At 36.5% G+C, this 22,945-nt stretch carries 20 protein-coding genes and 1 tRNA gene; 13 read left to right on the top strand and 8 right to left on the bottom strand.

Going from position 1 to position 22,945, the window contains the following annotated elements; all coding sequences use genetic code 11:
* Positions 1 to 83 precede the first annotated feature (83 nt).
* Positions 84 to 154 (top strand) — tRNA-Cys (locus ACLTWA_RS18180).
* Between the two features lie 112 nt (positions 155 to 266).
* Here the strand turns inward: ACLTWA_RS18180 and ACLTWA_RS18175 are convergent.
* Positions 267 to 1,298, bottom strand: coding sequence for a tyrosine-type recombinase/integrase (locus ACLTWA_RS18175; RefSeq protein ID WP_412329318.1), 1,032 nt, complete (start codon positions 1,296 to 1,298; stop codon positions 267 to 269).
* A gap of 512 nt (positions 1,299 to 1,810) precedes the next feature.
* Here ACLTWA_RS18175 and ACLTWA_RS18170 point away from each other — a divergent pair.
* On the top strand, positions 1,811 to 4,114 hold the full coding sequence (locus tag ACLTWA_RS18170; RefSeq protein WP_412329317.1) for a hypothetical protein: 2,304 nt from the start codon (positions 1,811 to 1,813) through the stop codon (positions 4,112 to 4,114).
* A 658-nt stretch (positions 4,115 to 4,772) separates the two neighbouring features.
* Here ACLTWA_RS18170 and ACLTWA_RS18165 read toward each other — a convergent pair.
* The 3 genes from ACLTWA_RS18165 to ACLTWA_RS18155 all read right to left on the bottom strand — a co-directional run bounded on the left by ACLTWA_RS18165 (position 4,773) and on the right by ACLTWA_RS18155 (position 8,089).
* Positions 4,773 to 5,216, bottom strand: a complete 444-nt coding sequence (locus ACLTWA_RS18165; RefSeq protein WP_412329316.1) for a hypothetical protein — start codon at positions 5,214 to 5,216, stop codon at positions 4,773 to 4,775.
* Between the two features lie 1,209 nt (positions 5,217 to 6,425).
* The gene (locus ACLTWA_RS18160) at positions 6,426 to 7,331 is read right to left on the bottom strand and encodes a hypothetical protein (RefSeq protein ID WP_412329315.1); all 906 of its coding nucleotides are present in this window, start codon (positions 7,329 to 7,331) and stop codon (positions 6,426 to 6,428) included.
* 452 nt (positions 7,332 to 7,783) lie between these two features.
* Positions 7,784 to 8,089: a hypothetical protein gene (locus tag ACLTWA_RS18155; RefSeq protein ID WP_412329314.1), complete on the bottom strand. Its 306-nt coding sequence runs from the start codon at positions 8,087 to 8,089 to the stop codon at positions 7,784 to 7,786.
* 302 nt (positions 8,090 to 8,391) lie between these two features.
* Here ACLTWA_RS18155 and ACLTWA_RS18150 point away from each other — a divergent pair, with 302 nt between their 5' ends.
* The 6 genes from ACLTWA_RS18150 to ACLTWA_RS18125 all read left to right on the top strand — a co-directional run bounded on the left by ACLTWA_RS18150 (position 8,392) and on the right by ACLTWA_RS18125 (position 13,581).
* Positions 8,392 to 9,111, top strand: a complete 720-nt coding sequence (locus ACLTWA_RS18150; protein ID WP_412329313.1) for a hypothetical protein — start codon at positions 8,392 to 8,394, stop codon at positions 9,109 to 9,111.
* Entirely contained in the window at positions 9,095 to 10,153 is a 1,059-nt protein-coding gene (locus ACLTWA_RS18145) for a hypothetical protein (protein ID WP_412329312.1), read from the top strand. The genes ACLTWA_RS18150 and ACLTWA_RS18145 overlap by 17 nt, the downstream gene beginning before the upstream one ends.
* Positions 10,150 to 11,232: an ATP-binding protein gene (locus ACLTWA_RS18140; protein ID WP_412329311.1), complete on the top strand. Its 1,083-nt coding sequence runs from the start codon at positions 10,150 to 10,152 to the stop codon at positions 11,230 to 11,232. Before ACLTWA_RS18145 ends, ACLTWA_RS18140 begins: the two co-directional genes overlap by 4 nt.
* A 94-nt stretch (positions 11,233 to 11,326) precedes the next feature.
* On the top strand, positions 11,327 to 12,571 hold the full coding sequence (locus ACLTWA_RS18135; protein ID WP_412329310.1) for a tyrosine-type recombinase/integrase: 1,245 nt from the start codon (positions 11,327 to 11,329) through the stop codon (positions 12,569 to 12,571).
* 192 nt (positions 12,572 to 12,763) lie between these two features.
* Entirely contained in the window at positions 12,764 to 13,027 is a 264-nt protein-coding gene (locus ACLTWA_RS18130) for a plasmid mobilization protein (RefSeq protein ID WP_412329309.1), read from the top strand.
* Positions 13,009 to 13,581 (top strand): relaxase/mobilization nuclease domain-containing protein, encoded by a 573-nt coding sequence (locus ACLTWA_RS18125; RefSeq protein ID WP_412329308.1) that lies wholly within the window; start codon positions 13,009 to 13,011, stop codon positions 13,579 to 13,581. Before ACLTWA_RS18130 ends, ACLTWA_RS18125 begins: the two co-directional genes overlap by 19 nt.
* Before the next feature lie 173 nt (positions 13,582 to 13,754).
* On the opposite strand, the gene ACLTWA_RS18120 is transcribed toward ACLTWA_RS18125, so the two are convergent.
* The 3 genes from ACLTWA_RS18120 to ACLTWA_RS18110 all read right to left on the bottom strand — a co-directional run bounded on the left by ACLTWA_RS18120 (position 13,755) and on the right by ACLTWA_RS18110 (position 18,187).
* Positions 13,755 to 15,077, bottom strand: coding sequence for a hypothetical protein (locus ACLTWA_RS18120; protein ID WP_412329307.1), 1,323 nt, complete (start codon positions 15,075 to 15,077; stop codon positions 13,755 to 13,757).
* A 264-nt stretch (positions 15,078 to 15,341) separates the two neighbouring features.
* A complete protein-coding gene (locus ACLTWA_RS18115) occupies positions 15,342 to 16,979 on the bottom strand; it encodes a hypothetical protein (protein ID WP_412329306.1) in 1,638 nt (545 codons plus the stop codon).
* Positions 16,980 to 17,245: 266 nt separating this feature from the next.
* Positions 17,246 to 18,187 carry a helix-turn-helix transcriptional regulator gene (locus ACLTWA_RS18110; protein ID WP_412329305.1) on the bottom strand — a complete coding sequence of 314 codons (942 nt, stop codon included), beginning with the start codon at positions 18,185 to 18,187 and terminating at the stop codon, positions 17,246 to 17,248.
* A gap of 194 nt (positions 18,188 to 18,381) precedes the next feature.
* On the opposite strand from ACLTWA_RS18110, the gene ACLTWA_RS18105 reads away from it, so the two are divergent.
* The 4 genes from ACLTWA_RS18105 (at position 18,382) to ACLTWA_RS18090 (ending at position 21,371) form a co-directional block, all read left to right on the top strand.
* Positions 18,382 to 18,720 (top strand): helix-turn-helix domain-containing protein, encoded by a 339-nt coding sequence (locus ACLTWA_RS18105; protein WP_412329304.1) that lies wholly within the window; start codon positions 18,382 to 18,384, stop codon positions 18,718 to 18,720.
* Between the two features lie 189 nt (positions 18,721 to 18,909).
* On the top strand, positions 18,910 to 19,095 hold the full coding sequence (locus ACLTWA_RS18100; protein ID WP_412329303.1) for a hypothetical protein: 186 nt from the start codon (positions 18,910 to 18,912) through the stop codon (positions 19,093 to 19,095).
* Between the two features lie 82 nt (positions 19,096 to 19,177).
* Positions 19,178 to 19,555: a zinc ribbon domain-containing protein gene (locus ACLTWA_RS18095; RefSeq protein ID WP_412329302.1), complete on the top strand. Its 378-nt coding sequence runs from the start codon at positions 19,178 to 19,180 to the stop codon at positions 19,553 to 19,555.
* Positions 19,539 to 21,371 carry a zinc-ribbon domain-containing protein gene (locus ACLTWA_RS18090; protein WP_412329301.1) on the top strand — a complete coding sequence of 611 codons (1,833 nt, stop codon included), beginning with the start codon at positions 19,539 to 19,541 and terminating at the stop codon, positions 21,369 to 21,371. Before ACLTWA_RS18095 ends, ACLTWA_RS18090 begins: the two co-directional genes overlap by 17 nt.
* A 217-nt stretch (positions 21,372 to 21,588) precedes the next feature.
* Here ACLTWA_RS18090 and ACLTWA_RS18085 read toward each other — a convergent pair whose 3' ends face one another.
* Positions 21,589 to 21,786 (bottom strand): helix-turn-helix domain-containing protein, encoded by a 198-nt coding sequence (locus tag ACLTWA_RS18085; RefSeq protein ID WP_412329300.1) that lies wholly within the window; start codon positions 21,784 to 21,786, stop codon positions 21,589 to 21,591.
* 212 nt (positions 21,787 to 21,998) lie between these two features.
* Between ACLTWA_RS18085 and ACLTWA_RS18080 the strand changes: the two genes are divergently transcribed.
* The gene (locus tag ACLTWA_RS18080) at positions 21,999 to 22,934 is read left to right on the top strand and encodes a DUF932 domain-containing protein (protein WP_412329299.1); all 936 of its coding nucleotides are present in this window, start codon (positions 21,999 to 22,001) and stop codon (positions 22,932 to 22,934) included.
* Positions 22,935 to 22,945 lie beyond the last annotated feature (11 nt).

Genomic DNA, 22,945 nt, shown 5'->3' with positions numbered 1-22,945 from the left:
GTTAAGACATCGCCCTTTCACGGCGGTAACACGAGTTCGAATCTCGTTGGGGTCACTGAATTTGGAAAAATTGTTTTATATATGGCGACATAGCCAAGTGGTAAGGCGTGGGTCTGCAACACCCTGATCACCAGTTCAAATCTGGTTGTCGCCTCTATAATTAAAGCCTCAGAAACCTGATGAAATAAGGGTTTCTGGGGTTTTTGCTTTGTGTATTTGGTGTTTGCGCTTGTTTGCGTGGGCGTTTTTTGTATTTTTGAGGGTGATTAATCCAGGATTGCCCTCATTTTTGATGCTGTTTCTTCCTGGGAAGTGATGTTGCGGAGGTAGTGGTGGGTCATGTTGAGGCTGGTATGGCCCAGGAGCTTCTGGAGCTCGGTGTCTTCCATTCCGTTCTTGTACATGATGGAGGCGGTGGAAAAGCGGAGTTTATGGGAGGAGCGGTATTCTATGCCTAATTCCTCACAGCATTTCTTTAAGCGGCGGTTAAAGGTTACGGTTGCCAGAGGCTGGCCGTTGCGGATAAAAATATATTCGCTGTCTGGATTCAACCTCTGAATTTGTACAAGTATTTCCTTAGCCTTTGGTGTTAATGGCATGTAACGCTTCCCTTCGCCAGCATGGCCTTTTATATCGTCGATTATCTCATTTCTGTCATCTACAAAGCGCTGGACATGTAGGGAATCTCCTGAAATGTCATCCCATCTTAACCCTTTCAATTCGCCTATGCGCAGAATGAGAAAAAAATCTAGCTTTATTGCTAATGAATAAAAGTCATTGCCCAAGTGATTTATAATTTGTAGACGTTCTTCCTCGGTGTATGGGGTGATTTTAGTATTTTCTGCTTTATAGCTGAACTGCTTATAGTTGATATCTCGAAGGCAGTTTCGTTCTATGATATCATTTTCTACTGCAAGATATAGGATTCCATTCATAATACTTTTTAGGTCGTTAAAGCGCTTTCTCGTAATCTGCCGACCTTTTGTTATGTTCCGAAAATAGATAATCAGATCCTTTGCTGTCAGTTCCTTTAAGGGAATCAAAGTGATATCCTGATCCTTCAGTAAAGAAGTCCACATAAAACGGTTTTCTTTGATTGTTTTTTTACTTACACTTGTCTCATTCTCTCTCCACTCCATCCAGGTTTCAAAGTATGTGCCCATGGTGGCAGCATTATCCCCAAAGAAATAATCATATAGCTTATCAATTAATCCTTCGTAGGAACTGCTACTTATTGATTTTCTGTTGATGATAAAATACATTCGTCCATCATCAGGTCTGGTTTTGATTTTCGCCAAATCACAAACTCTTTTTAGTTGCTTTTCTTTAGTTTTTATAATCATAATAATTATGGGTGCCGGTGAAATTATCATAGCACTGTGCTTTAAAATGTGCAATCTGCTTTTTATAAATAAGAAAAAAATTCACTGAGAAAGCTTAGATAACTAATAAATAATTTTTTACTAATGACTACAGTATATAATCTTAGTTGTCACCAGATATGATTTCTGTTGTAGAACAAGAAGAATAGAAAAATATTCTTCTTGTAGAAGCATAAGAAAGGTAGTGGCTTATAACAGAGCCTTCTTATGTTTTTTATTTCATATATAGAATATACAAGAATAATAATGTTTTGGGAATAAAACAAAATAATTATTCTTGAAAAAGCAGTATAAACATTTAATCTAAAAAATTACTAGAATAAATATAAATAAATATTCATAATATGTTTGACAAAAAGGGGATGAGAAGGTATTATTGGGAATAAACATAACAAAAAATTCTTATGAGAACAAGGAGAAAATCTATAATGGCGGAAACGAAACTTAATTTAATTCTTGATGGTGGGTCTTACAAAATTTCTTATTCTATTGGAGGTAAGCAGCAAAAGGCAACAATAGGAAATGAAAAGATAATGTCATTATTGGCAGCTAGAAATATATCTAATGAAATAGAGGATATCTTAGATGCAAAGTATAGCATGGAAATATTGGAAAAAATGCATCGTATAAACGAAGATGCTATTAAGTGTGGGCGAAATGGAAGAGTAATTAAGTATCAAAATAGATCAATAGAACTGGCTATGAAAATTATGTATACTGATTTATATGATGAATGGTTTGAAAAACACCAAAAGTCAATTAATGATGTGCTAGGAGATCTTATGGGTCTGTCTCCACTAGAGATTTTAAATGTAGGATGTACAGCTGCAGGAAAAACAAGATTTATTTTAGGTGTAATATTATCTGCGAAAGGACTTAAAAATTTTGTCCCTTCATTGACTAGTATTAAAGAGACTACAGCTTGTTTTATTATCTATCATATTAATTCTTTGATAAATAAAATTTCTGATGATAAGAATTTTTGTGTAGAGGTTGAGTTAAAAAACCGAGATGAGTTAATAGAGAACATAAAGGGGCTTATTATTGAAGCTGCTGAAGAATATATTGAATCAATAAAGAATAAATCAAAAGATGAAGAAAATTTAGATTGTATTAGAAAGGCAGCAATTTTAGCGGTATCAAAACGCTTAGAAATGAATTATGATAAAACGTTTGGCTTAGGTCAGAGGAAAATTAATGTTGACATTGCAAATGAAATTGAAAAATTGATGATGATTGGGATGATGGAGTTTTATGGTGATAGTAAGTCTATTAGTAGAAATGCGGATACAGACGAAGCATATATAATAAAGCAATTAATTATTGAATTTAATAAAAATGGACTTGCGATGGGCAGTGATGATATATTCAAAATTGTAGGTCAGTATGAAGAAAATGGAAGTTTGTTTATTAAAATAGTAGACGAAGTTTTTAGAGAACTGATGGATGATCTGGATTTATTCAAAAAAAAATATGAAGTAGATACCACTATTGGGCAAACCTTTTGCTTGTCTGGAAATAGTGAAGACCCGTCTACATTGGAATTGGTTAGTCATATTTTTGGAAATAAAGGTATGCAAAGATTAGAAGATTTTTATTGTTTAGAGCCTTTATTAAAATCAGCAGAATTTTATTTTAATGTTGAAAACTTAAAATCTTTTGGTCGAGAAATAATTATGACAGATAGTGTTGGAATTAATCAGGGACAAAAGGATAGTGCTAGATTAAAAGAAATTGTAACTAATAGAGTTCAAGAAGCTATTCAGAGAAGAAAACCGGAAATAATAATATATCATACAAGAATACTTACAAATGATGATTACATGTTGGACATTATAAAAAATCTAAATATGCAGGGATATGGAAAAAAGGCTTATATTGTTGCTGGACGTTTAGATACAGTATTTCAAGATCGCGTTACAACAGATGGACTAGAAATAGGAGATATAGATGAATCTTATTTTAGGGAATTTATTGAGGAGGTACATCATACATATATTGAAAATGATAGTGCAACATTAAACACTATCATAGAAGATCGCTATTTAGTTTGCGATAAAACAAATTCATTGGGAAAAAGGGTTGTAAGTGCAAGTGAATATCATAGTGATAGTGTATTTAAACAAATAATACAAAATAATGTGGAAAGAAGTTTTAGTGTATCAAAGTATAATGATGTGAATTTTGTTGAATTTTTAGAAAGCAATTTTATCTGCTCCAATGTTTATAAACAGTATCTGGCTCATATTCCAGAGATGATACCACTCAATTACAATAAAATGCGCTGGAATACTCTTCAAAAAGCAATAGAAATTTTATTTTACAATGGATTTGGATTTGATGTTTTATATCCAGCAATTAATGTGAAAAATTTTATTGCAGTAGAATTAAGTAAAGATGAAACCAAGTCTGCATTTGAAAAAATGTTTGGTGAAGATGCAGAGGCAATTAAAAGAAGATACCTTATAGAAGTTGCAGACGCTGCTCAGATTGTTCTTGTTTCTGAATATAGAACTTTTATGTCAAAACTGTTAAGAATGAGGTATGACAACGAATTCAGAACAGATTTAAGTACAACTATGACAAACGATAGGAAATATAATTTGCAACGTCTGTATAGTACATGTTTAGAACGAGAAGGTTTACATGGTGAATATACTTTAATGATTGTATTCCGTATTGCGTGGATTCGTACACAACAATTCTTTGAAATTCTAGAGGAAAATCAATAAAACTAAGTAGGGGGCACATTATAGATGTAAATGATCTCAAATGATATTGCCAGTTCAGTTACGTACAATATATTTATGTAAAAGCCATTAGTAAGAAACAAGGAGATATATTGTGTGTCGGCGAAACCAGTAGTGTAATAAATTTTGTGTCTCTTCAACTTACTGGGAATGAATTAGATTATAATTTATTTGCAGAAGGGATTAAAACGGCAAGTACTTTCCAGCAAAAAATGGAATTTATTTTCCAGTATTTTTGCTTGTGTTATCCCCGCGGATTACTCCGCGGGTTTTCTTTTATCTGAAGGGAAGGTCGTCACCTTCTATAATTAAAGGTTAGGCCTTCCATTGTGGTGATTTGAAGACAACCGACCTCATCTATCACCAAAAGGTCGGATTTATGGATCCGGTTCATTTTTTGTATGTACCAGTCCCAGCGTTGTGGCATAAGATCTGATTTCCTGTAGATTATCCATTTACAACACTCCGTTCCATCGCCTGCTAATATACGCTCAAGTCCTTTATTTCCGGTGTATTGGAGTGCTGCTAAGTTTTTTGATTCAGCTTTCAACTGGGAAAGAAAAATAATACTGGATTTTAAATCTCCGGCAGAATAAAGTTCCTTATCGGAACAGTAGTTCAGTCTTTGATAAGCAGTTCACTATTCCAGTCTACAAACAGCTTTCTGATCACTCCAAGCTGAATAGCGTGGTTTTTTCTGATGAATGTGTTCCAAGAATGGAGCCACCAGTTCATCATCCTGAAATAGCTGTTGTAGCAATTGTTCCTGTTCCAGTAATGATTTTCTTTTATCTCTTTCCTCCCGTTTCTGCCCGATTAACTTATTTTCGTATTGCCTTGATGTTTCAGGTTTTTTATTATCGTATTCCTCTCGGATAGATTTCACATAGTCTCTGGAACATCGTTCCTGGAAATCCAGTGTTTCCAGACAGGTGCGTTCCTTGACCCAGTCATAAAGCTGTGCTGCTGACATGTCTGGATATTTGAGCAGACATTTCAACGCAAAATCTTTGTATGTATCAGCTTTCTTTGTGCGTATCTTAGCAGATTCGACTCGTGCAGCATACTCGGCTCCATATCCCATTACACACTTACGGTTTCACGGTTAATCCCTAGCTTGCGGGCTACCTGGCTCTTCTTGAAGCCCTTTCTTTTTTTTTCTTGGATTTTTGAATAGTTCATCCAATCAACCATTCTTTCTTCACCTCCGAATGACAGTATATCATTCATTGATGCATTCGTAATAGTTGCTGGATTTTATTTGCCTAAATCTGCTGGTTATAGTCTACCACTTACAAGGGAACTTTTTCTATGGCAATAGCTAAAGAACAGTTACATTAAATCATTGCAGACAACAACATAAAAAATGTCTGTGACATCTACCCCTTATTTAAGGACAGTGTTAAAGACCTGTTGCATTAATTCTCTCTTTTTGTAAGAGGAATGTCTACCTGGGATTTCCATGATCAGCTTAACAATTTATACTGAATTGAACTGTCTTGTTGAATGGCACATTATCTGAGCCTGATTTTTGTAAATTAAAAAACCTTGGGGATTTTCTACCCCCAATACCCTGAAATTCTTGTAAGATCGATAATTAAAAAGATAATTACCGGTACTGCATACCACTGGGCAGCTCATTCAAAACATTACTTAAGTTGAAGCGATGTTAGTATATAGTGTTTAAAAGTAATATGAAATAGATAGATATTATAGTAATGTCAGTGGGCCCAATAAAGATTCGCTTTCTAGAAGGCATTCAGATTTTTGACAAAGTGTGATTTAAAAAGCCGATTTGGGTATTTCTTTTGATATATGCCCAATTTATATAAAAAATATAAATATACGGTGGAACATATCTGGGAAAAGTGCGGGTGAGAAATCAACTTTTTTAATAAACATGGGCACTTACTTTGGTTGTAGTGTTTCGAAAGAGAGAATTATTTCTATATAAATGGTCGGGAAAATTAATTTTGGTGTAGCGGTGAAAATTGAGAAATCAAGGGATAAGGCCGTTTATAAGGTTAATATAATAGAAGCCATGTGCTTTCTGAATGTGTGCATTTCAGTGAAGAGGGTGCAGAAAAAAATCTTACCGTCCGATTTATATGGAGGAACCATAATGTTTGATTCTGAGAAAGCTGGAAAAAGATTGAGTATAATTCATAAATAGTAATTGAAAAGCTATAGTCTGAAATTAGGCTATAGCTTCTTTAACAGATGAATATATATAATTTTTAGGCTTTAATAATGGTATTCATTTTGCAAAATAAGTTTAATAGAATATATTTGGTTAATTATTAGTATCCAATAAATCTGTAATACAAGCATTGATGAAACTTTTATTTAAATGTCCAAAATTATTATTTAAATATTCTTGGTTTAATAACATAGGCATTCGTTCAGGCAAGTGATTGTATGCACTTAGAACAACACTTTGAAAAATATCTTGAGAATCTCCTTGTAACATATCCATGGTTTTCTTAGAATTTATGTAATCAGCAAAGATAAAAAGGTCAGAGTTTACTTCTGAATTATCTTTTTTAATGTTCTGATTGCAAACTTTCTTTGACTCTTCAACTAAAAAATTTCCATTTATTCTGTTAAAAATAACATCTCTTGAGAGGTATTCACTTAGGGTCTCATATAAATAAAGAATATTTTCACCTACTGATTTTTCGGGTCTGGAAAAATGGTCGTAAAATGATACAAAAAAGTAGCTTTCATATATAGGAAAAACTAGTGTTGCCATGTAATTTATAAAATTTATATAACAAGTTTTCCATTGACCAAAGGTTTCAAAAGGGTCTGTTTTCTTGGGGGTTCGTCTATCGTAATCCATTATGGCGTCAGGTTTGGAAAGCTGTTTATATAAAAAAGAAGATTTAAAGTGATGGTAGTCAGTGCAACACTCAAATGCCATTTGAATTAATAAATGTCGACTGAATATATTAGGAAGATTAATACTACTTGTTGCGAATTCAATAAAGTCATCATTAAATGCAAGATTAAAATTATTATTTAATCTTGCAATATTTTGTGTAAGACAATAGATAAAATCAAAATGAAAGGTTTGTTCTAATTTATATCTGTAATATAATTTATCAGCATTGGTCATGTAGTTGGAATCTGCATATGACCAAGATGGTAAATTTATGGGAGATTTTTTAATATATGCTACACTTTCGATAAATTTCAATAAGTTACCATTTGTAATTTTTCGTTTTCCATCGTATAGTTTGAAAATATTTTTTAAATCAGGTCCTTTTCCCCTTAGCTGTTGTAATAGGGGCAGATTACTGAGGCTTATTTCAACATTTGTAATTTTATTCCCCGACTTTAATGGTGTTATTAGTTTAGCAATATCTGTATAGTTTTGGTGACTATCAAGTATTTTTTTGAGTGTATTAAAGCTATGAGGATATAGGCATCATTTGATGCTTGATCAATATCAGCAGCTCCACGGTGGCAACAGTCTTTATCTTCGTTAAAGTTAAATGAATTACTATTTTTTACAGTTATTCTAAAAAAATCCTTTTTATAGGAAAAATTGACACCAAAATAATTAATGTGCCTTGCTATTTCGTATGAATCAAGAACTACATTTTGAAATATTATACTGTTTAGTTTATCATAAGTTGCAATAAGGCATTAATGGTTAATCATATTATTCCAAACAAGGTTATATGCTTGAAGGCCGTCCAGGTACATTAATGACTGTTTAGGATACTTCTCTTTTTTTATAGAAGTATCTCCGAAAAATTGAAGTCCTCCGTCGTTTAGAATTACATTACAGGATTTATGCATATCTTCAAATAAAGTTTCCCAAATAGTTTCCTCTGTTTTATTTTCTGTTTTCTGATTAAGGTAATCTGAAGATTGATATTTTAAATTCATACTATAAATTAAGATATTTCGTGCTTCATTAATTTGTTTTTGGAATTCTGAAATATTCATATAGTAATTCTCCGTTTTATAGGGATATACAATAAAAATATCATATATAAAAGTAAAAAACAATATATTTTCCTATTTTGTTTATATAGTGAAAATGTGAAATAATAGTATTGCAGGAGGGAAATAAAGCTATGCATAGAAATTTAGATTTTAAGGGAGAAAAAAATGTAAAAAAATATTAAGGAGGAAATTATTTTAAACTAATAACAATTTTACATAAACAACTATACTTAACAGAGGCTACTTGTGAAACTTTTTTGGTTTGCTAATACTTAATTATAAAAAGAAAGGTGAGAAATTTAATGGCTGAAATATTTTCTGAATATAGAGGTACACAAGGACCTAGGATGTTACCTGAAAATAATAATTATAATCCCTATTATCCGGCGGCCCAAGCAAATTATAGCAACAATCCTGTAGTATCTCAAAGGACTCTTAAAGCACTTCTAAAGGACGATCATGAGACTTTCAATGCTATTGAAAAGCGGCGAATAATGAATACGATGGACTATGAGACTTTCAAAAATAAGCTGGACTACAAAGAAGAAGTCAGGAGGCGAAATGAGTTAAGCACTACCAGCATTTATTGGGATGCCAGAGGTGAACTAAAGATTGAAATTTCCTCCCCTAAAGGACCGATAAAATCAGAACGATTATGCGATCTTCGAAAATCAGAAACAAAGATTACTCTTTATAAGCCTGTAGATACTGATTGTATGGAGAAGCCAATTTATGTGGTTTCTTATCGGATAGGGGAATATATATATCACATTCCAATATCGGCAGAGGAATATGGAAGAGGAAAATTATTAAAGAAAATGATGTATAACGGGATTTCTTTTTATATTAGTCAAAAAAAGCAAAACGAGATTGCCTGTGATTTTGAGGCTTTTATTTTAAGTGAATCCCATGAAGTGATGATCCCACTGGCTCACGGTTGGTATATTGTTGATGGAAGATGGGGATACGCATCAGAAAGCAAATTAATATGGGAGGATATAAAAAATGGAAGGTATAACTAAAACGCTGGATATACTGTTTTCGTTGGGGCTTAACTATCCTATCATAAAGTATTTGGGCTATTCTATGAATAAGCCTATTGCATGTGTAATATCGTCTTTTGGGGAAGCTGAAAAGGTAATCCAGTATCTATCTCCTTTTTCAAATCCCAAGATAGTATCAGCGAATACAACCCCTAAGTCGTGTAAGAAAATGCTTTCAAAGGCAAATTCGGAGTTTGTTTTCATCTACTATACGAACCTTCCTCAAGTCAAAAAAGTGATGCAAATAGCAATTACTGCAACTCAGACAGGGAGAATAGATGAGAAGAACTGTAATGCAATACCTTTAATTTTCTTCCAACTTACAATACCTGAAGAGTGGAGAGAGTACTGCTTTCACCTGTATTTGACGGGAGATATGCCTAGAGTTTCAGATGACAACTGGGCAGAAAATTTAGTTAATGCATATGTTAAACAGGATCAAATTGTTCAAAACTTCATTAAGAAATTGGAAGAAGAAAATTCTGTAAAAAAATTGTTAAAGTGCGCTGCATATTTTCTTTTTCCTCAGATGACTAAAATCTATGATGATTCTGAAAAAGTTTTGGAGGAGTATTTAAATACTTGTGAACAGTTGGGGCAAGAGGATGAAGATGCACGGGATAGCGATGGAATAGCAGAGGCTTTTGTTTCATTATTATATAAATGGGTTGAAAGTAATAATTATACATGGGCCTATCCTACATCAAAAATTTGCGAACAAGGACCGCAAGGAAATCTCTTATTTGACCGGGACTTTTTCTATATTCCTGACCTTATTTTTGATGAGATTACAAAGCCTATGCAGGCTATGCAGTCAGGAGTGCTGATAAAGCAGGCTCTAAAAGATGAGGGAATGTTAGTTTGTGACCATGGTACTTCCTATACACGTAAGATTGTAACATGGAATGTCTATGGAGAAATGGTCCGAATTCGGGTACTTAAATTCCCGTTGAACAGGCTGAATCGGGCAGGGGATATCCCTTTGCTTCAACTATGTGGGATCGAGGAGGTTGGATTTTGATAAAACTCGGAGAAATAAGAAATAGTAGTGTTTATTTTAATTCAGAAGACAGCTTTAATGAACATATCTTGATTTTAGGGAAATCAGGAACAGGAAAAACGGTACTTGCCGAAAGGCTGTTTCTGGAAGTCATTAAGGCTGGTGGAACCATTATTGCTATTGATCTGCATCATGCTTTGAATGCTGACCAGATTCCGGAAGAATTTCGGAAGGAATTTATAGAAGCCACCCATGAGATTAAAGCATATGACTCTGGTATCCCATGCCCATTATTTACACCTATACAATTGGATGATCAAAAAAACGAAAGTTCTATAGATACAGTTTCAGCTGTTACAAATGTATTGGCCCAGGCATTGCAATTACGGTTTAGACAGAAATCGGTATTGAAGAATGCGGTTGAATATGTACTTACTAACCATTTATATGAGGAAAGGGGAATTTCAGCTTTAAGAGAACCATTACTGTCCAATTCTACAGATTCCGCCGCAGATGTGGCAAATAAATTGGAAGAGGTAATGGAGCATAATATATTTGTTAATGGGAGCCTTTTCATTCAGAAAAACAAAATCAACATAATTCGTTTATCTCAGTTTGACCTTAAAACTCAGGTGACGGTGGCAGAAATTATTCTGGCCTATATCTGGAGACTGGCAAGTTCACATGGTATAAGGTTTGAAAAACTGTACGTAGGTATTGATGAGTTTCAAAATCTCTCTTTAAGTAATCAGAGCACAATTGCCCGGCTTTTGTCGGAGGGGAGAAAATTTAATACCAGCCTTATGCTGATAACACAATCTTTATCAATGTGTTTTGAAAGCTTTGAGCAGAAGCGATTAATGCAATCAGCTCTTCAAGTTTATTTCAGACCTTCAGGAAATGAAAGCAGATCTATTGCCAGATTGCTTGATCCTTACAATGCCGGTGCTTGGGAAAAGCTTTTAAGAGGACTGCAAATAGGAGAGTTTATTGGAAATGGTCCACTGCTGGTAAATAAGACCAGACTGGAGCAACCGCTGAAAATCTCCTCACGAACCAGTACTACTGTGAAAGTTCAGGGAACTGTCAGAAATAATTAAGTATCTTGAAAAATTAGTGCTAATTTACAAATTGTTGCCACTAAGTTTTTGGGTAGCTTAATACAAACATTTTCAAGAAAGGAGGTGACGGCGGATGTGTCGTTCAGTAAGTCCATATAAAAATGAGAACCAAGAAATTGTAAGAATACTGACGAGTAATCCGCCAGTACCTCTTACTGAATTAGATGACGCTGTTTCAGAGCTGCAAAAGCAAATTCTATATCCTGATGGAAAGCTGACTCCTGCAGTATGTCAGGCAATACTGGAATTTAGTCAAAAAGAAAATCGGGTAAAAGAAGTGTGCAATCTTGCAAAAATCAAGCTTAGATCTGACGATGGCAGAATATATCTGATTGTAAAGCGTAAGCCCATAAGCAGCACTAATTACATAGGCCTGATAGAAAAACTCTACGAGCATTTTTTCAACACCAAGGCCCCTACCATGGAAGAATACTTCGAAACCTGGATGCAATGGCGGGCTACTGAAGATAGTGTTACGGAAAAGACTGTTAAGGAGAACCGATTTTTATATAACGCTTTACTCAAAGATCATGAGATAACCAAGGTGCCTTTAAACAATCTGACCGTGAAGAACTACATCCATTATTTTCGCAGTATCACCAGAGATCGACAGCTTACCCGCAAACGCTTTAATGACTTAAAGTCCATCATGAACGGAACTCTTTATCTGGCTGTAGAAAATGAGGTCATAGAACGCAATTGTCTGAGAGATATCAATTTTAGACAATTTGCCTTTAAGTCAGAAGAAAATATTATAAGACCTTATACGGAGGAGGAGAGATTGCGTATCATTAACCACCTAGGAAATGACCTGTATTCCTTGGCTATTAAATTAAATTTTTTTCTTCTTTTGCGTGTTAGCGAAGTTAAGGCAATTAAATGGGAGGATGTTAAGGGAAATACTATATATATACGCCGGTTTATTAATAATAGGAATGAGATTATCGAAGACATAAAAGGCCATGCCAATGAGGGGAAACGTTTGATGCCGCTTACTTTTAAGGCCAGGGAAATACTGGAACAGATTCGTCATCAGAATCCAGACAGTGAATACATATTTATCAGAGATGGACAGCCCCTGGCAACAGTAACCTTTAACCGCCGCTTAAGGAAATGCTGTGAGGAACTTGGCATAGAATACCGCTCCTCCCATAAGCTCCGCTTCTCCACCGCTTCCATTATGTACAAGAACGGAATGGAAGATACTGAACTCCAAAAACTCCTGGGACATACCAGCCTTAATATGACCCGACATTACCTTCGAAATATTACGTCGCAAGAGGAGACTGCTATAAAGATGGAGGCAATTCTTGGTTGATGGTTCTTTGGTTGATAGAAACAAGTTCGAGAATTAATGTAGTGAGTTTATTCAATAAATATAGGAGCATACAATAACAACCTTTATATGATGATAATTAATTTTATAATACCCTATAACATTAGGATAAAGAAGGAGGGGGTGTGTAATACATTCCCACCTACTTGCTAAATGCCGTCAGGAGGATAGGAAATGGAATCAATTAGTTTAAGAATGACAGAAGAGGAATTACGAAAAGTAGACACAAAAGCCAGCGAAGCTAATTTGAAGAGGAGTGAGTATATCCGCAGAAATTTATTTAATGATTCAGTTCAAGTCATTAATAAGGGGAGATATTTTTATCAAAGTCTTTGTGCAATTGAACAAGCTGTCAGTCAAATTGAACAAAATTCACCCAATGCAGACTGTAGTAAAATTAGAGAGGAGATAATGAAAGCATGCCAGTTATTGCTCTGATAAATGAAGAAAAAGGACTGAGGTATGATACGGAGGAAAGTGTCCGCTATTTGATACGTTATATATTTGCTGTATATAAAACGGGTTTTGATGATATACGACCAGGACATATGATTGGAGATTTCTTAGGTTGTGCTCCCTTTTTTGGAACACCTTGCCAGGAAATTATGGATGATTTGGTAAGCGATCAAATGATTGCTAATAATAGGGCATATGGGAAAACAGAGAGCAATTTAATAAAGCACCGGGTAATTAGTTTTCATGAATCAGATTTCGTGATGCCTCATGAAACCTTTCAATTAGCTCGTTATATTGCCAAAGCGTATGGGGAGGATTATATAACAGCATACGCAGTTCATCTTGATACAAGAAAGATACATATCCACTTTGCAGTAAATACTGTTGGTTGGAAAGAGGGGAAAAGGTTTGATAAGAGCTTTGAACTTAAATGGTTATGGGCTATGGTTAATTCCTGGGAAAAAAGTCGTGATGAGAGGTTCGTAAATGATCCGAGGAGTTGGGAGAGGAATTTGGGGTATTATGGGACGTGGTAGGAAATAAGAATTTAGTAAATTATGGATTTTTTTAGTGGTTGTGAAATATCTATAAGTACATATGATATTAAAAGTTGATATAAAACTTTAGTTAATACTAATGGGCAAGAACCATGAAACGTTGGCCTTGCCCACAAGAAACTATTTAGATGAGACATTTAGATTATAATTTTTTATTTAAAAATCCCTTTTGCTTTCTTTGAAGTAGCATTGGTATTTGCTTCTACACAACCATATGAGACTGGAATTTCTGCTCTTAAATAGTAATTAATAGCAGATTCTATGACATCATGGTGATTTTCCTTTACATAAAGTGCAGCTTCCTCATAGGGCGCAACAATACGCACAGAATTTTCAGCAATCTGAACCTTAAGAAAATCAATCCATCTATAGTATTCAGGGTCTTCCATTTTGGAATGAATCAATTCTTTGACTTCTGTCCAATTTAAGTTCTTTGCAGAGCCTTTCTGAAATCCTCTTTCAAAAAGCAATTTTTCCGCATTGTTCATTGATTTTTTAATACCAGCAGTATTGACTTTATTGGGCTGTGAACTGTCTGCTGAGGCGTGAACAAGCTGTTCTTTACCCATATTATAAAGTAAGGCAACGAGATATGTTGTGTTTTCTGTAACGAGCTGTTCCTCTTTGGAAAAGTGATTCCAGTCATTCTTTCCAAGTGTATTTACAATATACTTAAGAATGTTAAACTGATCTAGATAAATTTCATGAACAGTTGTCATTGATAAAAGATATTCTTTTGCAGTATTGCTGAGCTTGTCCAGATAATCGCAGGTCTTGTTCACCTGTTCCCGTTCTTTTCTTGTTTGTTCATAGGCATCGTCTGCTTTGCCGGATAGGGAGGAGCCAACGATATTGAAAATAATCCCTCCGACCATAATTCCTGCACCTAATGTTGCGGCACCAAGAATCGTGCTTCCAAGAGCCATTCCTCCACCGCCGGCAGCAAGGGCTCCGCCGCCTAATGCGGCCAAAGTTGCATTAGTAGCCACCACACCGCTTAAGGATGCAATGGCAGTACCGGTTGAAGCGGTTCCTAAGGCCATGACGGCAGCAGTTGTTGCACCAGCGGCAGCAAAGCCGCCTGCGGTTCCAGCGGCAGCCCCGCCAATTCCACCAAGTAAAATTCCGGCACCCACAGAAACTTTATGGATTTCTTCCGGATTATAGGAAGGAATCGTGATACCATTTTTTTTATATTCTTCAAAAATGGGGCGGTTATGTATTTTCTCAAAAACGGTGGCAAAATCGTTAAGCCCACTTAAAATTTCCAGTTCCTTTTTGCCGAGAGCATCCATGTCATTGGTTGCTGATTTGTTTTGTTTTTCAAAATATTCGATGTTTTCTGTGTGTAAATCACGGGCCATTTTCATAGTATCGTTGGCATCTTTCATTTTAGCAGCACCGCTAATACCGGTTCCGATTCCAAGTGCTCCGGCTGCGGCAGCACCTAATCCTAAAATAATTGGTAAAGGCATAATTAAAGTCCTCCTATAGTAAAGTTTTTTTGATCTTTATACAAAAGTCTTGATTGACTTTGTAAAATTCGCTGAGTGTCATTTTGTCTTTGAAGAATAAATCGTAGCATTCATCAATTCTGCATAATAAAGGGCGATTGTCGTATATACTGCAGAGATTGTTAACTAGATATCGGCATGTGCCATTTCCGATGTCTAAGTCAGCATAGAGTGGGGATTTGTCTAGGTTTTTGCAGCATTTTCCACATTTATCACAGGGAAACATTATTTAAATACCAATTGCTTGCTTTTATCTTCCATAAAGCCGTTGAAATCAGTTCCCCATGGTATTTCAATACCAATTTCTTTTACGGCTTGTTTGAGCATGGTATTAAGCTCTATATTATCTTTTGCATTGCTTAAGCTTATAGCCAGCGTTGAGTACACTGCTGTTTCATCTTTGAATTTTTGTAAGTCAATCTGCATGAGCTCAGCAGCATATTGTTCAAAAGCAATTGCCTGACTCCTAAAATACTCGGCTTGTGAACTGAAGGTTGGAACGTCATTTAATACGGATACAAGCCGATTCATGACTGTACTGCGATCCAGGTAATATAAAAGAGAACAGGTTAATATCCCTGTAATTAATGTTCCGCAAAAGGTGGGAACGATTTCACCAATGAATGGAATTGCTTTTATTCCTGTATCCTCAATTGCTTCTGTTACAAGTGAACCGATGACAACGCTTGCTCCTGTGGCAAGAATTTTACTTGCAGCTCTCATTCGCTCGCCGAAGGGGAGGTTATCCGGATTCAGAAAAAGTATTTCAGAAGACTTAACCATAGCGGCGTATGACTGGCGAATTATTTTTACAACCTTTTTTGCAGTTGTAAAGAATATATTGCACAAGGTCGTGGTAAGGCTGGAAAGTACGCCTGAAATGGCTCCGTCTTTAAATGTGTTTAATAATTCCTTATATTTGACCTTAGCATTATTAAAGCCATTTTTTATACCATTTCCAATAGCAGTTAAGAATACGTTCATTTCAAAGGGCATGGAAACATGGTCAAATTCTTCTTTTACTGAAAACCAGATTTCAGCAAATACTAATCCGACGGTTTGCCGTGCTCCCATCTGCAGCCCCACAGTACCGGCAGCTTTTGTGGTATCTTTTAAGAATTGGCTGCTTGTGTAATAAACTTGATTGATTTTTCTGTTGGTTACCTTTTTTGACTGATTGTATTCTTCCATTAAGTTTTTCTTTACATCATCAGAAAGTGGTTCTCCTTTCTTTCCGTTCCAGTTTACCTGTTCAGGATTCTTTTCACTCCATTCAATGTACTCTTTGATATCTTTGTCTTTCATATTGTTATTTAGCTTCATATTCGTAAAACGCAGATTATCTGGATCATTTGCTAAATCACTGCCCGATATGCCAGCTAAAACGCGTCCTCTGTCATCATGAATGCTTTTGGCAGAGATTACGTGATCTAATTGGGCACGTTTCTCATCAGGTAGGGCTTTATTAATGCCGATCTTACTTCCTGTGTAGGCATCCTCAATCCATTGCCCTTGCTCATTAAATGCTTTTTTCGCCTGATTGCGAATTGATTTATATGTATTGTTTTTTTCATGATACTCTGAAGCGTCGTATGAGCCTCGATTTTGATAAGCTGTTTCGTTTGCTTTGTTTTTATATATCATATTAGGATCGCTATCGGGTTCATCTCCAATTTTACGGACATTATGAATGGTGTCTACATCTCCCCCGTGCTGGTCTTTGATTAGAAAATCCAAGCCGAATGATGAGATTAGGCTTTCAACAATCACTCGTTCATATTGCTGAAAAATGCTGTCCAAAACAGGTGCATCCGGTTCAGGCGAGAAGCCGGAGGAAACCATGTTTGCAAAACAATTTTCCATAGTGCAGTACCTCCCTGTTAAATTAATGTGTCCTTAATATTTTATATTCTTATTCATTTCCTTTTGAGAGTGCTCCAGAGTACCTTTTATATTGCTTAAGATTAATTTGAGTATAATCTCCGGTAACGTATGCTTTTTGAATTCATTAGGATTTACAAAGTACATAGAATCTCCTTATAAAAATTTGCCTTATTTTTAAAGATGTTCAGTTTCCAGTCTCAAGAACCTGCAGCTTATCACACAAACGATTTATCCAGATTTTAGATTTATTCGTTAACGACAGTATATGCCCCCTGCCCTTTTAACCACAATTCCAGTCCTTTCTCTCCATACACTTCTACCATGACCAGATAGTTTCCATCTTCAAGCTTTTTGGCTGTCGCTGAGGGCAATCTGTCTAGCACAGCATTAATATCCGTTCCTGTATAAATAAAGCTGGTTTTATGTAGCTTTCCTGTATACATAAAGGGAATCCTTTTCCGAAACTCCCCTTCTTCAAAACGGTCCCGATAGGGAACGTGAAAGGATTCTTCTGTTACTTTATAGGAAATAATTCTGTCAATCCGGTAAATAGTGGGATACCCCGGGTATTTCTTATCTTTATCTCCAATATAGGCAATCAGATAAAAATAATATTCCGAGCCCATAATTCCTACGGGTTTTATTTTGGAGTGACTAGTATCCCCAGATGTTTTCTTATATTCAATCTGAACCATACGATGGGTGTATACTGCACTTCCAAGTTCCCATATGGTATCAATCAGATTTTTTCCATGCTGGGGTTCAATATAGTGAAACATCTCATTACGGACAAGCTCCTCCATCTTTCTTCGTTCTCCAACAGGAAGGCAGGCTTCAATTAAATCTGCAATGATTTTTTCTACCTCGTGCTTGCTAAGAGAGCGGCTTTCCAAAATAATTTTTGCGACTGCAAACAATTCTGCATTGGTGAGAGTAATGGTCTTGTTGCTTACAATGCGAAACCCTTTTGCAATGCGGTCATATTTAATTTCTGCCAGTCCTTCATTTTTTCCTATCCGGTTTGAATAAAAGTCCCGGATGGAGTCGATATCCCGCTGGATCGAGCGGGGTGTTACTTTGTATTCGTCTGCTAAATCCTGTTTGCGAATAATTTCCCCTGAGAGCAGACGGCTGTAAATTTCCAGCACCCGGTCGTGCTTTTTGGTTGATTCTTTTGACGGCCCCATGTAACTATCTACCTTCTTTCGATGTTGTAATTGTATCGTAGCATATAGATATGACAGCAGATGTCATTTTCAAAAAGTGCAGAGTATTTTATTGTATTGTACCACGAACAATGCTAATAGACAATAAAATATAATGCTATAAGAATCTTCAAAAGCCTTGTTTTGCCTGTAAAATGGGGATAAGGAGGTTTTTTATGAACGAAATAAACTATGCTGAAATAGGTGCACGGATAAGAAACGCCCGAATGCGGCAAAAGCTGACCCAGGAAGAAGCCTCCGAGAGGTGTGATATTACCAGCTCTTATTATGGAAATATTGAGCGCGGGGAAAAGAAAATGAGCTTGGAAACCCTGGTTAAGATTTCGAGGGGATTAGGGGTGTCATCGGATAATCTGCTGTTTGGTGAAGAGGTTTCCAGACAGGATTTATTGCAGGAGACATTGAGCAATGTTCAGTGCAGGGTGGATAAAAACCAGTTTGATAAGTATTTGTCTGTAATCAATGCGATTGCGACTATTGTAGATAAGCTATAGGAAAAGCCGGTTGAAGCCGGCTTTTTGCATGGGTAAAAACTTCATTTTTTCAATGAAATATTATAAGCATGAATGACAGCTTTATGTTCTCAGCCTTTGGGCTGATTTTTTTTGCACCAAAATGCGAAAGAGACACTGGCTGTCATTTTATGATGATACTGTAGAAATAGGAGAGGAAAGGAGTAAAGAATGAAATTGTACAAAGCAACTATACTGCGTTTTGGGCGTGTGCTGGTTCAGGCGGAGACGGAAAGTGAAGCAAAAGAAAAAGCAGGAAAGATTTCGGAACAGGAGATTTATTGGCTTACGGAAGAGGACGGCCTGCCCCGTCTGGTCAGTCTGGTGGAGCCATGGGAGCAGAAGGAGAGGAAATGAATGAGAAAGAGAGTACCTGGCTGGATTTAATCTAATTTTATAAGATGAGTTCAGTATAGCGAATAAAGGGAGAAAGGGACAAATGAAAAGTTTAGAGGAAATTGGCAGAGTCATTGATTCCAGAATAAAAGAACTTGCGGCAAAGGTGACGGAGGGTTCTGCGAAGGAAAAAATACAGGCTGATTCTCAGTCTCTTCATATCATTGAAACAGAGGAAAAAAGGTTGTATGAAAAGCTGGGACAAATAGTTTATGAACAGGAAAAACAAAATCCATTTTATGAAGAACATATTAAAAAAATAAGTGAAAAGCGTCAAGAGGCTATTGCCCTGAAGAAACAGCTTATGAAAAATAAGTGCTCTAATTGTGGTTTAGCCGTGAAACCGGGAGCAAAATTTTGTATTCACTGTGGTGCTCGTTTTATAATAGAGGGGGATGAAAAAAATGAAGAATCTGAATAAAGGAAAGCTGGGAATTATATTACTTGCGGTTATTGCGGTAGTTGCGTACTTTTTGCCATATGCAACAGTAGATATTTATTTGACAAAAATGAGTTTTAGTGCATTCGACATAACCTTTGGGGTATCCATTGAAGCATTTGGAACCTCAATGGAAATCATAGAAGGCAATCTGGAGTATTTGATGTTTTTGCTTTTTCCAATACTCATAATGATTCTGATTGTAAAAGACCTGCGTTTTTCAAATATTATTATTCCTGTTTTAACAATCGTGGCAGGTCTTGAATTGTTGTTTTATGGAGTGTCTGTTTTTAGAAGCGATGAAGAAAACCTGTCTCTTGGTATTGGTTTTTGGCTTTTGGTAATTTCCTGGAGTGGAATTAATTTGCTCTCAGACAGGCTGCAAATGGGGATAGTGCCTTTGGTTACAAGGCTGGTAAAAGGTGAATTCCGATCTTATTTAAATAACGTAGAAAAGAGACATCCGGCCAGTAATGCGCAGTTCTGTCCGGAATGCGGAATGAATGTGAAAGAGGGTGAAAGCTTCTGTGCTAATTGCGGTAGTGAAATTCAAGGTATAGTTAATAAGACTGAGAAAGAAGAGGGAAGGGAAAGGATTGAACAAGGTAAAAAGAAGAGAGGAAATAAAAATTTTTTCATATTTGGAGGAATTGGGGCTGCATTGATTCTGTTTGGCGGAGTTATTTGGAGCGGTGCAGCGAAGACTACAGGAAGAGAAACTGATGAAAATTTTCCTTCTATTAGCAATGAATCCGTTTCATCTAAAACATTTGATTTTAGAGTGGACCGGGCATGGGCTACAGATACAATCAAATGTCCGGAAGAAGAACAGGACCGTTTTGATGGTGAATACCTTAGTCCTATAGATGAGAATGCAATTTTTTATATTGTAGAATTCACTTTTACGAATACTTCGGATCAGACGATAGATGAAAGGCCGGTTATCCGGTTGATAGATTCTTCTGGTGTGGTCTATGAAAGAGATGAAGAAGTAACCACGTACACAAAACAAGGCGGAACATCCCCAGATTACAGTGTGTACGATCAGGGAATACAATCCGAGCCTATGGCTCCAGGTTTATCTTTGAAAGGTCAATGCACCTTTGTTATAGCAAAGGATAGACTGGATCATAATGGATCTGTGACATGCAGCAGATCATTACTTGCCGCAAACAGTACAGTGGAATGGCTGACAGGTTTTAACTTTGGAGCGGAAGAAAGTGTATCGGTTTCTCTTGGAGGTGCACAGGAGAATAATACTCAGGAATCATATGGGGATGTTTCAAAAGAGACAGAAGTAACAGAATTTTCTGCAAATCCATCTGAGGAAGAAATAACAGAACTTGCTTCTAGTCAGGATAATGGGCAGTTGAAAACGGAAGATTCCACTTACAGCAATGAAGATACAGGTAATGAATCAGCAAATAATCAGCCCCAAGAAAAATCAATAACAGGAGTTTATGCGTTAGAACTTGGAAATGAGGGTGGGGCCGAATTGGAAATTACATATTCTTCGGGTGATGATTCCTTTTTGGTATATTTTAGCGGAAACTATGAAGATCAAGCAGGAGAAACAAAGGGATATCTTGTGGCTCATACTGATGGAACAGATGGGATATGGGAATATTATGAATATAGTGCTTATGAGGCGGGTAATTATGTCCCATCTATGCAGTTGGAGTATGACGCTGCTGATACAATCACCGTAACCTCGTTAGATGGACAAAGTTTTGGAGGAATGGATTTTCCAGGCTTTGATGGGACTTATTTAAGAACGGCGGAATATTCCATGCCATAGTAGTGGAAAGAATTTTAATTCATAAAATGTATAAAATCTTAGTTAAATATTATAACGGTGAGAATACTTCAGGAGGTAAACTTCATGTACAAAGAAATTCTCACGGTTATTCTTAAGGCAGTCACCTGCATTCTTGAACTTTTAGGAAAAGATGAATAACCAAAGGATTCCCCAGGCACTTAGCAGCCTGGGGATTTAATGTTGCTGCGGAGAAATATCAGGTATGAGGTGAATAATGGCTTTCTGAAAAAATGTAGCTTTCCAGAGCCAGCCGGGTAATTCGCCATTCCCGCCCGGTTTTAAAAGCTTTTAACCGACCGCTCCGGCAGAGTTTGGCGGCGGTGGCTGGTCGTATATCTAAAATCATGCTGATATCGTTTAAGTTTAATAGGTCTCCGTAATTATCAAACAACATGCTTTAGCCCTCCTTGTGAGCATTTCAAAGTATTTATAGTTATTGAAATGTTTACATGGGGGTATTTTTTTATTGCTCGGAGAGGGGGTAAGGAAACATGGGAAATAAAGAAAAAGAATGGTAAATCGATTTAAAGAATATGAAAAATCATTTTACAGGTTTAAATGACAGGTAACAAAATTAAATTAATGAAAAGACAGGAGGAAATGATTATGGCAGCAAATGTTGAAACAATGTTCTACACCGGAAGAAAGGCACCCTGGCATGGGCTCGGTACTTCGGTATTAGAGGCTCCAACCTCAAAATCAGCACTGGAGCTTGCCGGGCTTAACTGGATGGTCATCCAGAAAGATCTCATAACTGATGATGGCATACCCGTTTTAGGTTTTAAAGCAAATGTAAGGGGCAATGATGATCGTATATTGGGCGTAGTGACAGATCGTTATAAGGTGGTACAGAATCAGGAAGCTTTTGCATTTACGGATGAGTTATTAGGCGAAGGTGTTACGTATGAAACGGCTGGTTCTCTGCAGGAGGGGAGGCGGACCTGGATTCTGGCAAAGCTCCCACAGCGGTATATTATCAGCGGAGATGAGGTCACTCCTTACCTAGTGTTCATGAACTCTCATGATGGAACGGGAGCAATCAAGGCGGCTATGACACCTATCCGTGTTGTCTGCCAGAACACACTAAACCTGGCATTGTCTACAGCAAAGCGCTCATGGTCCACAAATCATGTAGGGGATATCCGGGGGAAGATGGAAGATGCCAGATACACACTTCTGTATGCAGATAACTACATGGCGGAGCTGGGAAGGAGCATTGACCAGTTGAATCGGCAGAAATTAACGGATAAGCAGGTATATGAATATATTGATGCTCTCTTTCCTTTGATAGATAATGCAACTGAACAGCAGCTTAAAAATCTGCGCCGGATGAAAGAAGAAGTAAAGGACAGGTATTTTTCTGCTCCCGATTTGCAGCATGTGGGGAAAACGGCGTACCGTTTTATCAATGCCGTTTCTGATTATGCTACTCATTCAAAGCCGCTTCGGGAACGGGCCAATTACCGGGAAAATTTATTTGCCAGGACGGTGGATGGAAATGCCATGATTGATAAAGCATATGCGCTGGTAACTGCAGTGTAAGGGGGGAAGAG

The sequence above is a fragment of the Lacrimispora sp. genome (assembly GCF_046972725.1).
In the GTDB taxonomy this organism is placed as follows: Bacteria; Bacillota; Clostridia; order Lachnospirales; family Lachnospiraceae; genus Lacrimispora.
The sequence above is the reverse complement of the archived record's forward strand: the minus strand, read 5'-3'. Positions and strand labels throughout refer to the sequence as shown.

Bases quoted from the DNA above. Each gene is read 5' to 3' on its own strand.
- ACLTWA_RS18095 (WP_412329302.1), top strand. From the start codon at position 19,178: ATGAAAAGTTTAGAGGAAATTGGCAGAGTCATTGATTCCAGAATAAAA.
- ACLTWA_RS18090 (WP_412329301.1), top strand. From the start codon at position 19,539: ATGAAGAATCTGAATAAAGGAAAGCTGGGAATTATATTACTTGCGGTT.
- ACLTWA_RS18170 (WP_412329317.1), top strand. From the start codon at position 1,811: ATGGCGGAAACGAAACTTAATTTAATTCTTGATGGTGGGTCTTACAAA.
- ACLTWA_RS18135 (WP_412329310.1), top strand. From the start codon at position 11,327: ATGTGTCGTTCAGTAAGTCCATATAAAAATGAGAACCAAGAAATTGTA.
- ACLTWA_RS18080 (WP_412329299.1), top strand. From the start codon at position 21,999: ATGGCAGCAAATGTTGAAACAATGTTCTACACCGGAAGAAAGGCACCC.
- ACLTWA_RS18130 (WP_412329309.1), top strand. From the start codon at position 12,764: ATGGAATCAATTAGTTTAAGAATGACAGAAGAGGAATTACGAAAAGTA.
- ACLTWA_RS18085 (WP_412329300.1), bottom strand. From the start codon at position 21,786: ATGTTGTTTGATAATTACGGAGACCTATTAAACTTAAACGATATCAGC.
- ACLTWA_RS18125 (WP_412329308.1), top strand. From the start codon at position 13,009: ATGCCAGTTATTGCTCTGATAAATGAAGAAAAAGGACTGAGGTATGAT.
- ACLTWA_RS18120 (WP_412329307.1), bottom strand. From the start codon at position 15,077: ATGCCTTTACCAATTATTTTAGGATTAGGTGCTGCCGCAGCCGGAGCA.
- ACLTWA_RS18155 (WP_412329314.1), bottom strand. From the start codon at position 8,089: ATGAATATTTCAGAATTCCAAAAACAAATTAATGAAGCACGAAATATC.
- ACLTWA_RS18105 (WP_412329304.1), top strand. From the start codon at position 18,382: ATGAACGAAATAAACTATGCTGAAATAGGTGCACGGATAAGAAACGCC.
- ACLTWA_RS18115 (WP_412329306.1), bottom strand. From the start codon at position 16,979: ATGGAAAATTGTTTTGCAAACATGGTTTCCTCCGGCTTCTCGCCTGAA.
- ACLTWA_RS18145 (WP_412329312.1), top strand. From the start codon at position 9,095: ATGGAAGGTATAACTAAAACGCTGGATATACTGTTTTCGTTGGGGCTT.
- ACLTWA_RS18165 (WP_412329316.1), bottom strand. From the start codon at position 5,216: ATGGGATATGGAGCCGAGTATGCTGCACGAGTCGAATCTGCTAAGATA.
- ACLTWA_RS18150 (WP_412329313.1), top strand. From the start codon at position 8,392: ATGGCTGAAATATTTTCTGAATATAGAGGTACACAAGGACCTAGGATG.
- ACLTWA_RS18100 (WP_412329303.1), top strand. From the start codon at position 18,910: ATGAAATTGTACAAAGCAACTATACTGCGTTTTGGGCGTGTGCTGGTT.
- ACLTWA_RS18110 (WP_412329305.1), bottom strand. From the start codon at position 18,187: ATGGGGCCGTCAAAAGAATCAACCAAAAAGCACGACCGGGTGCTGGAA.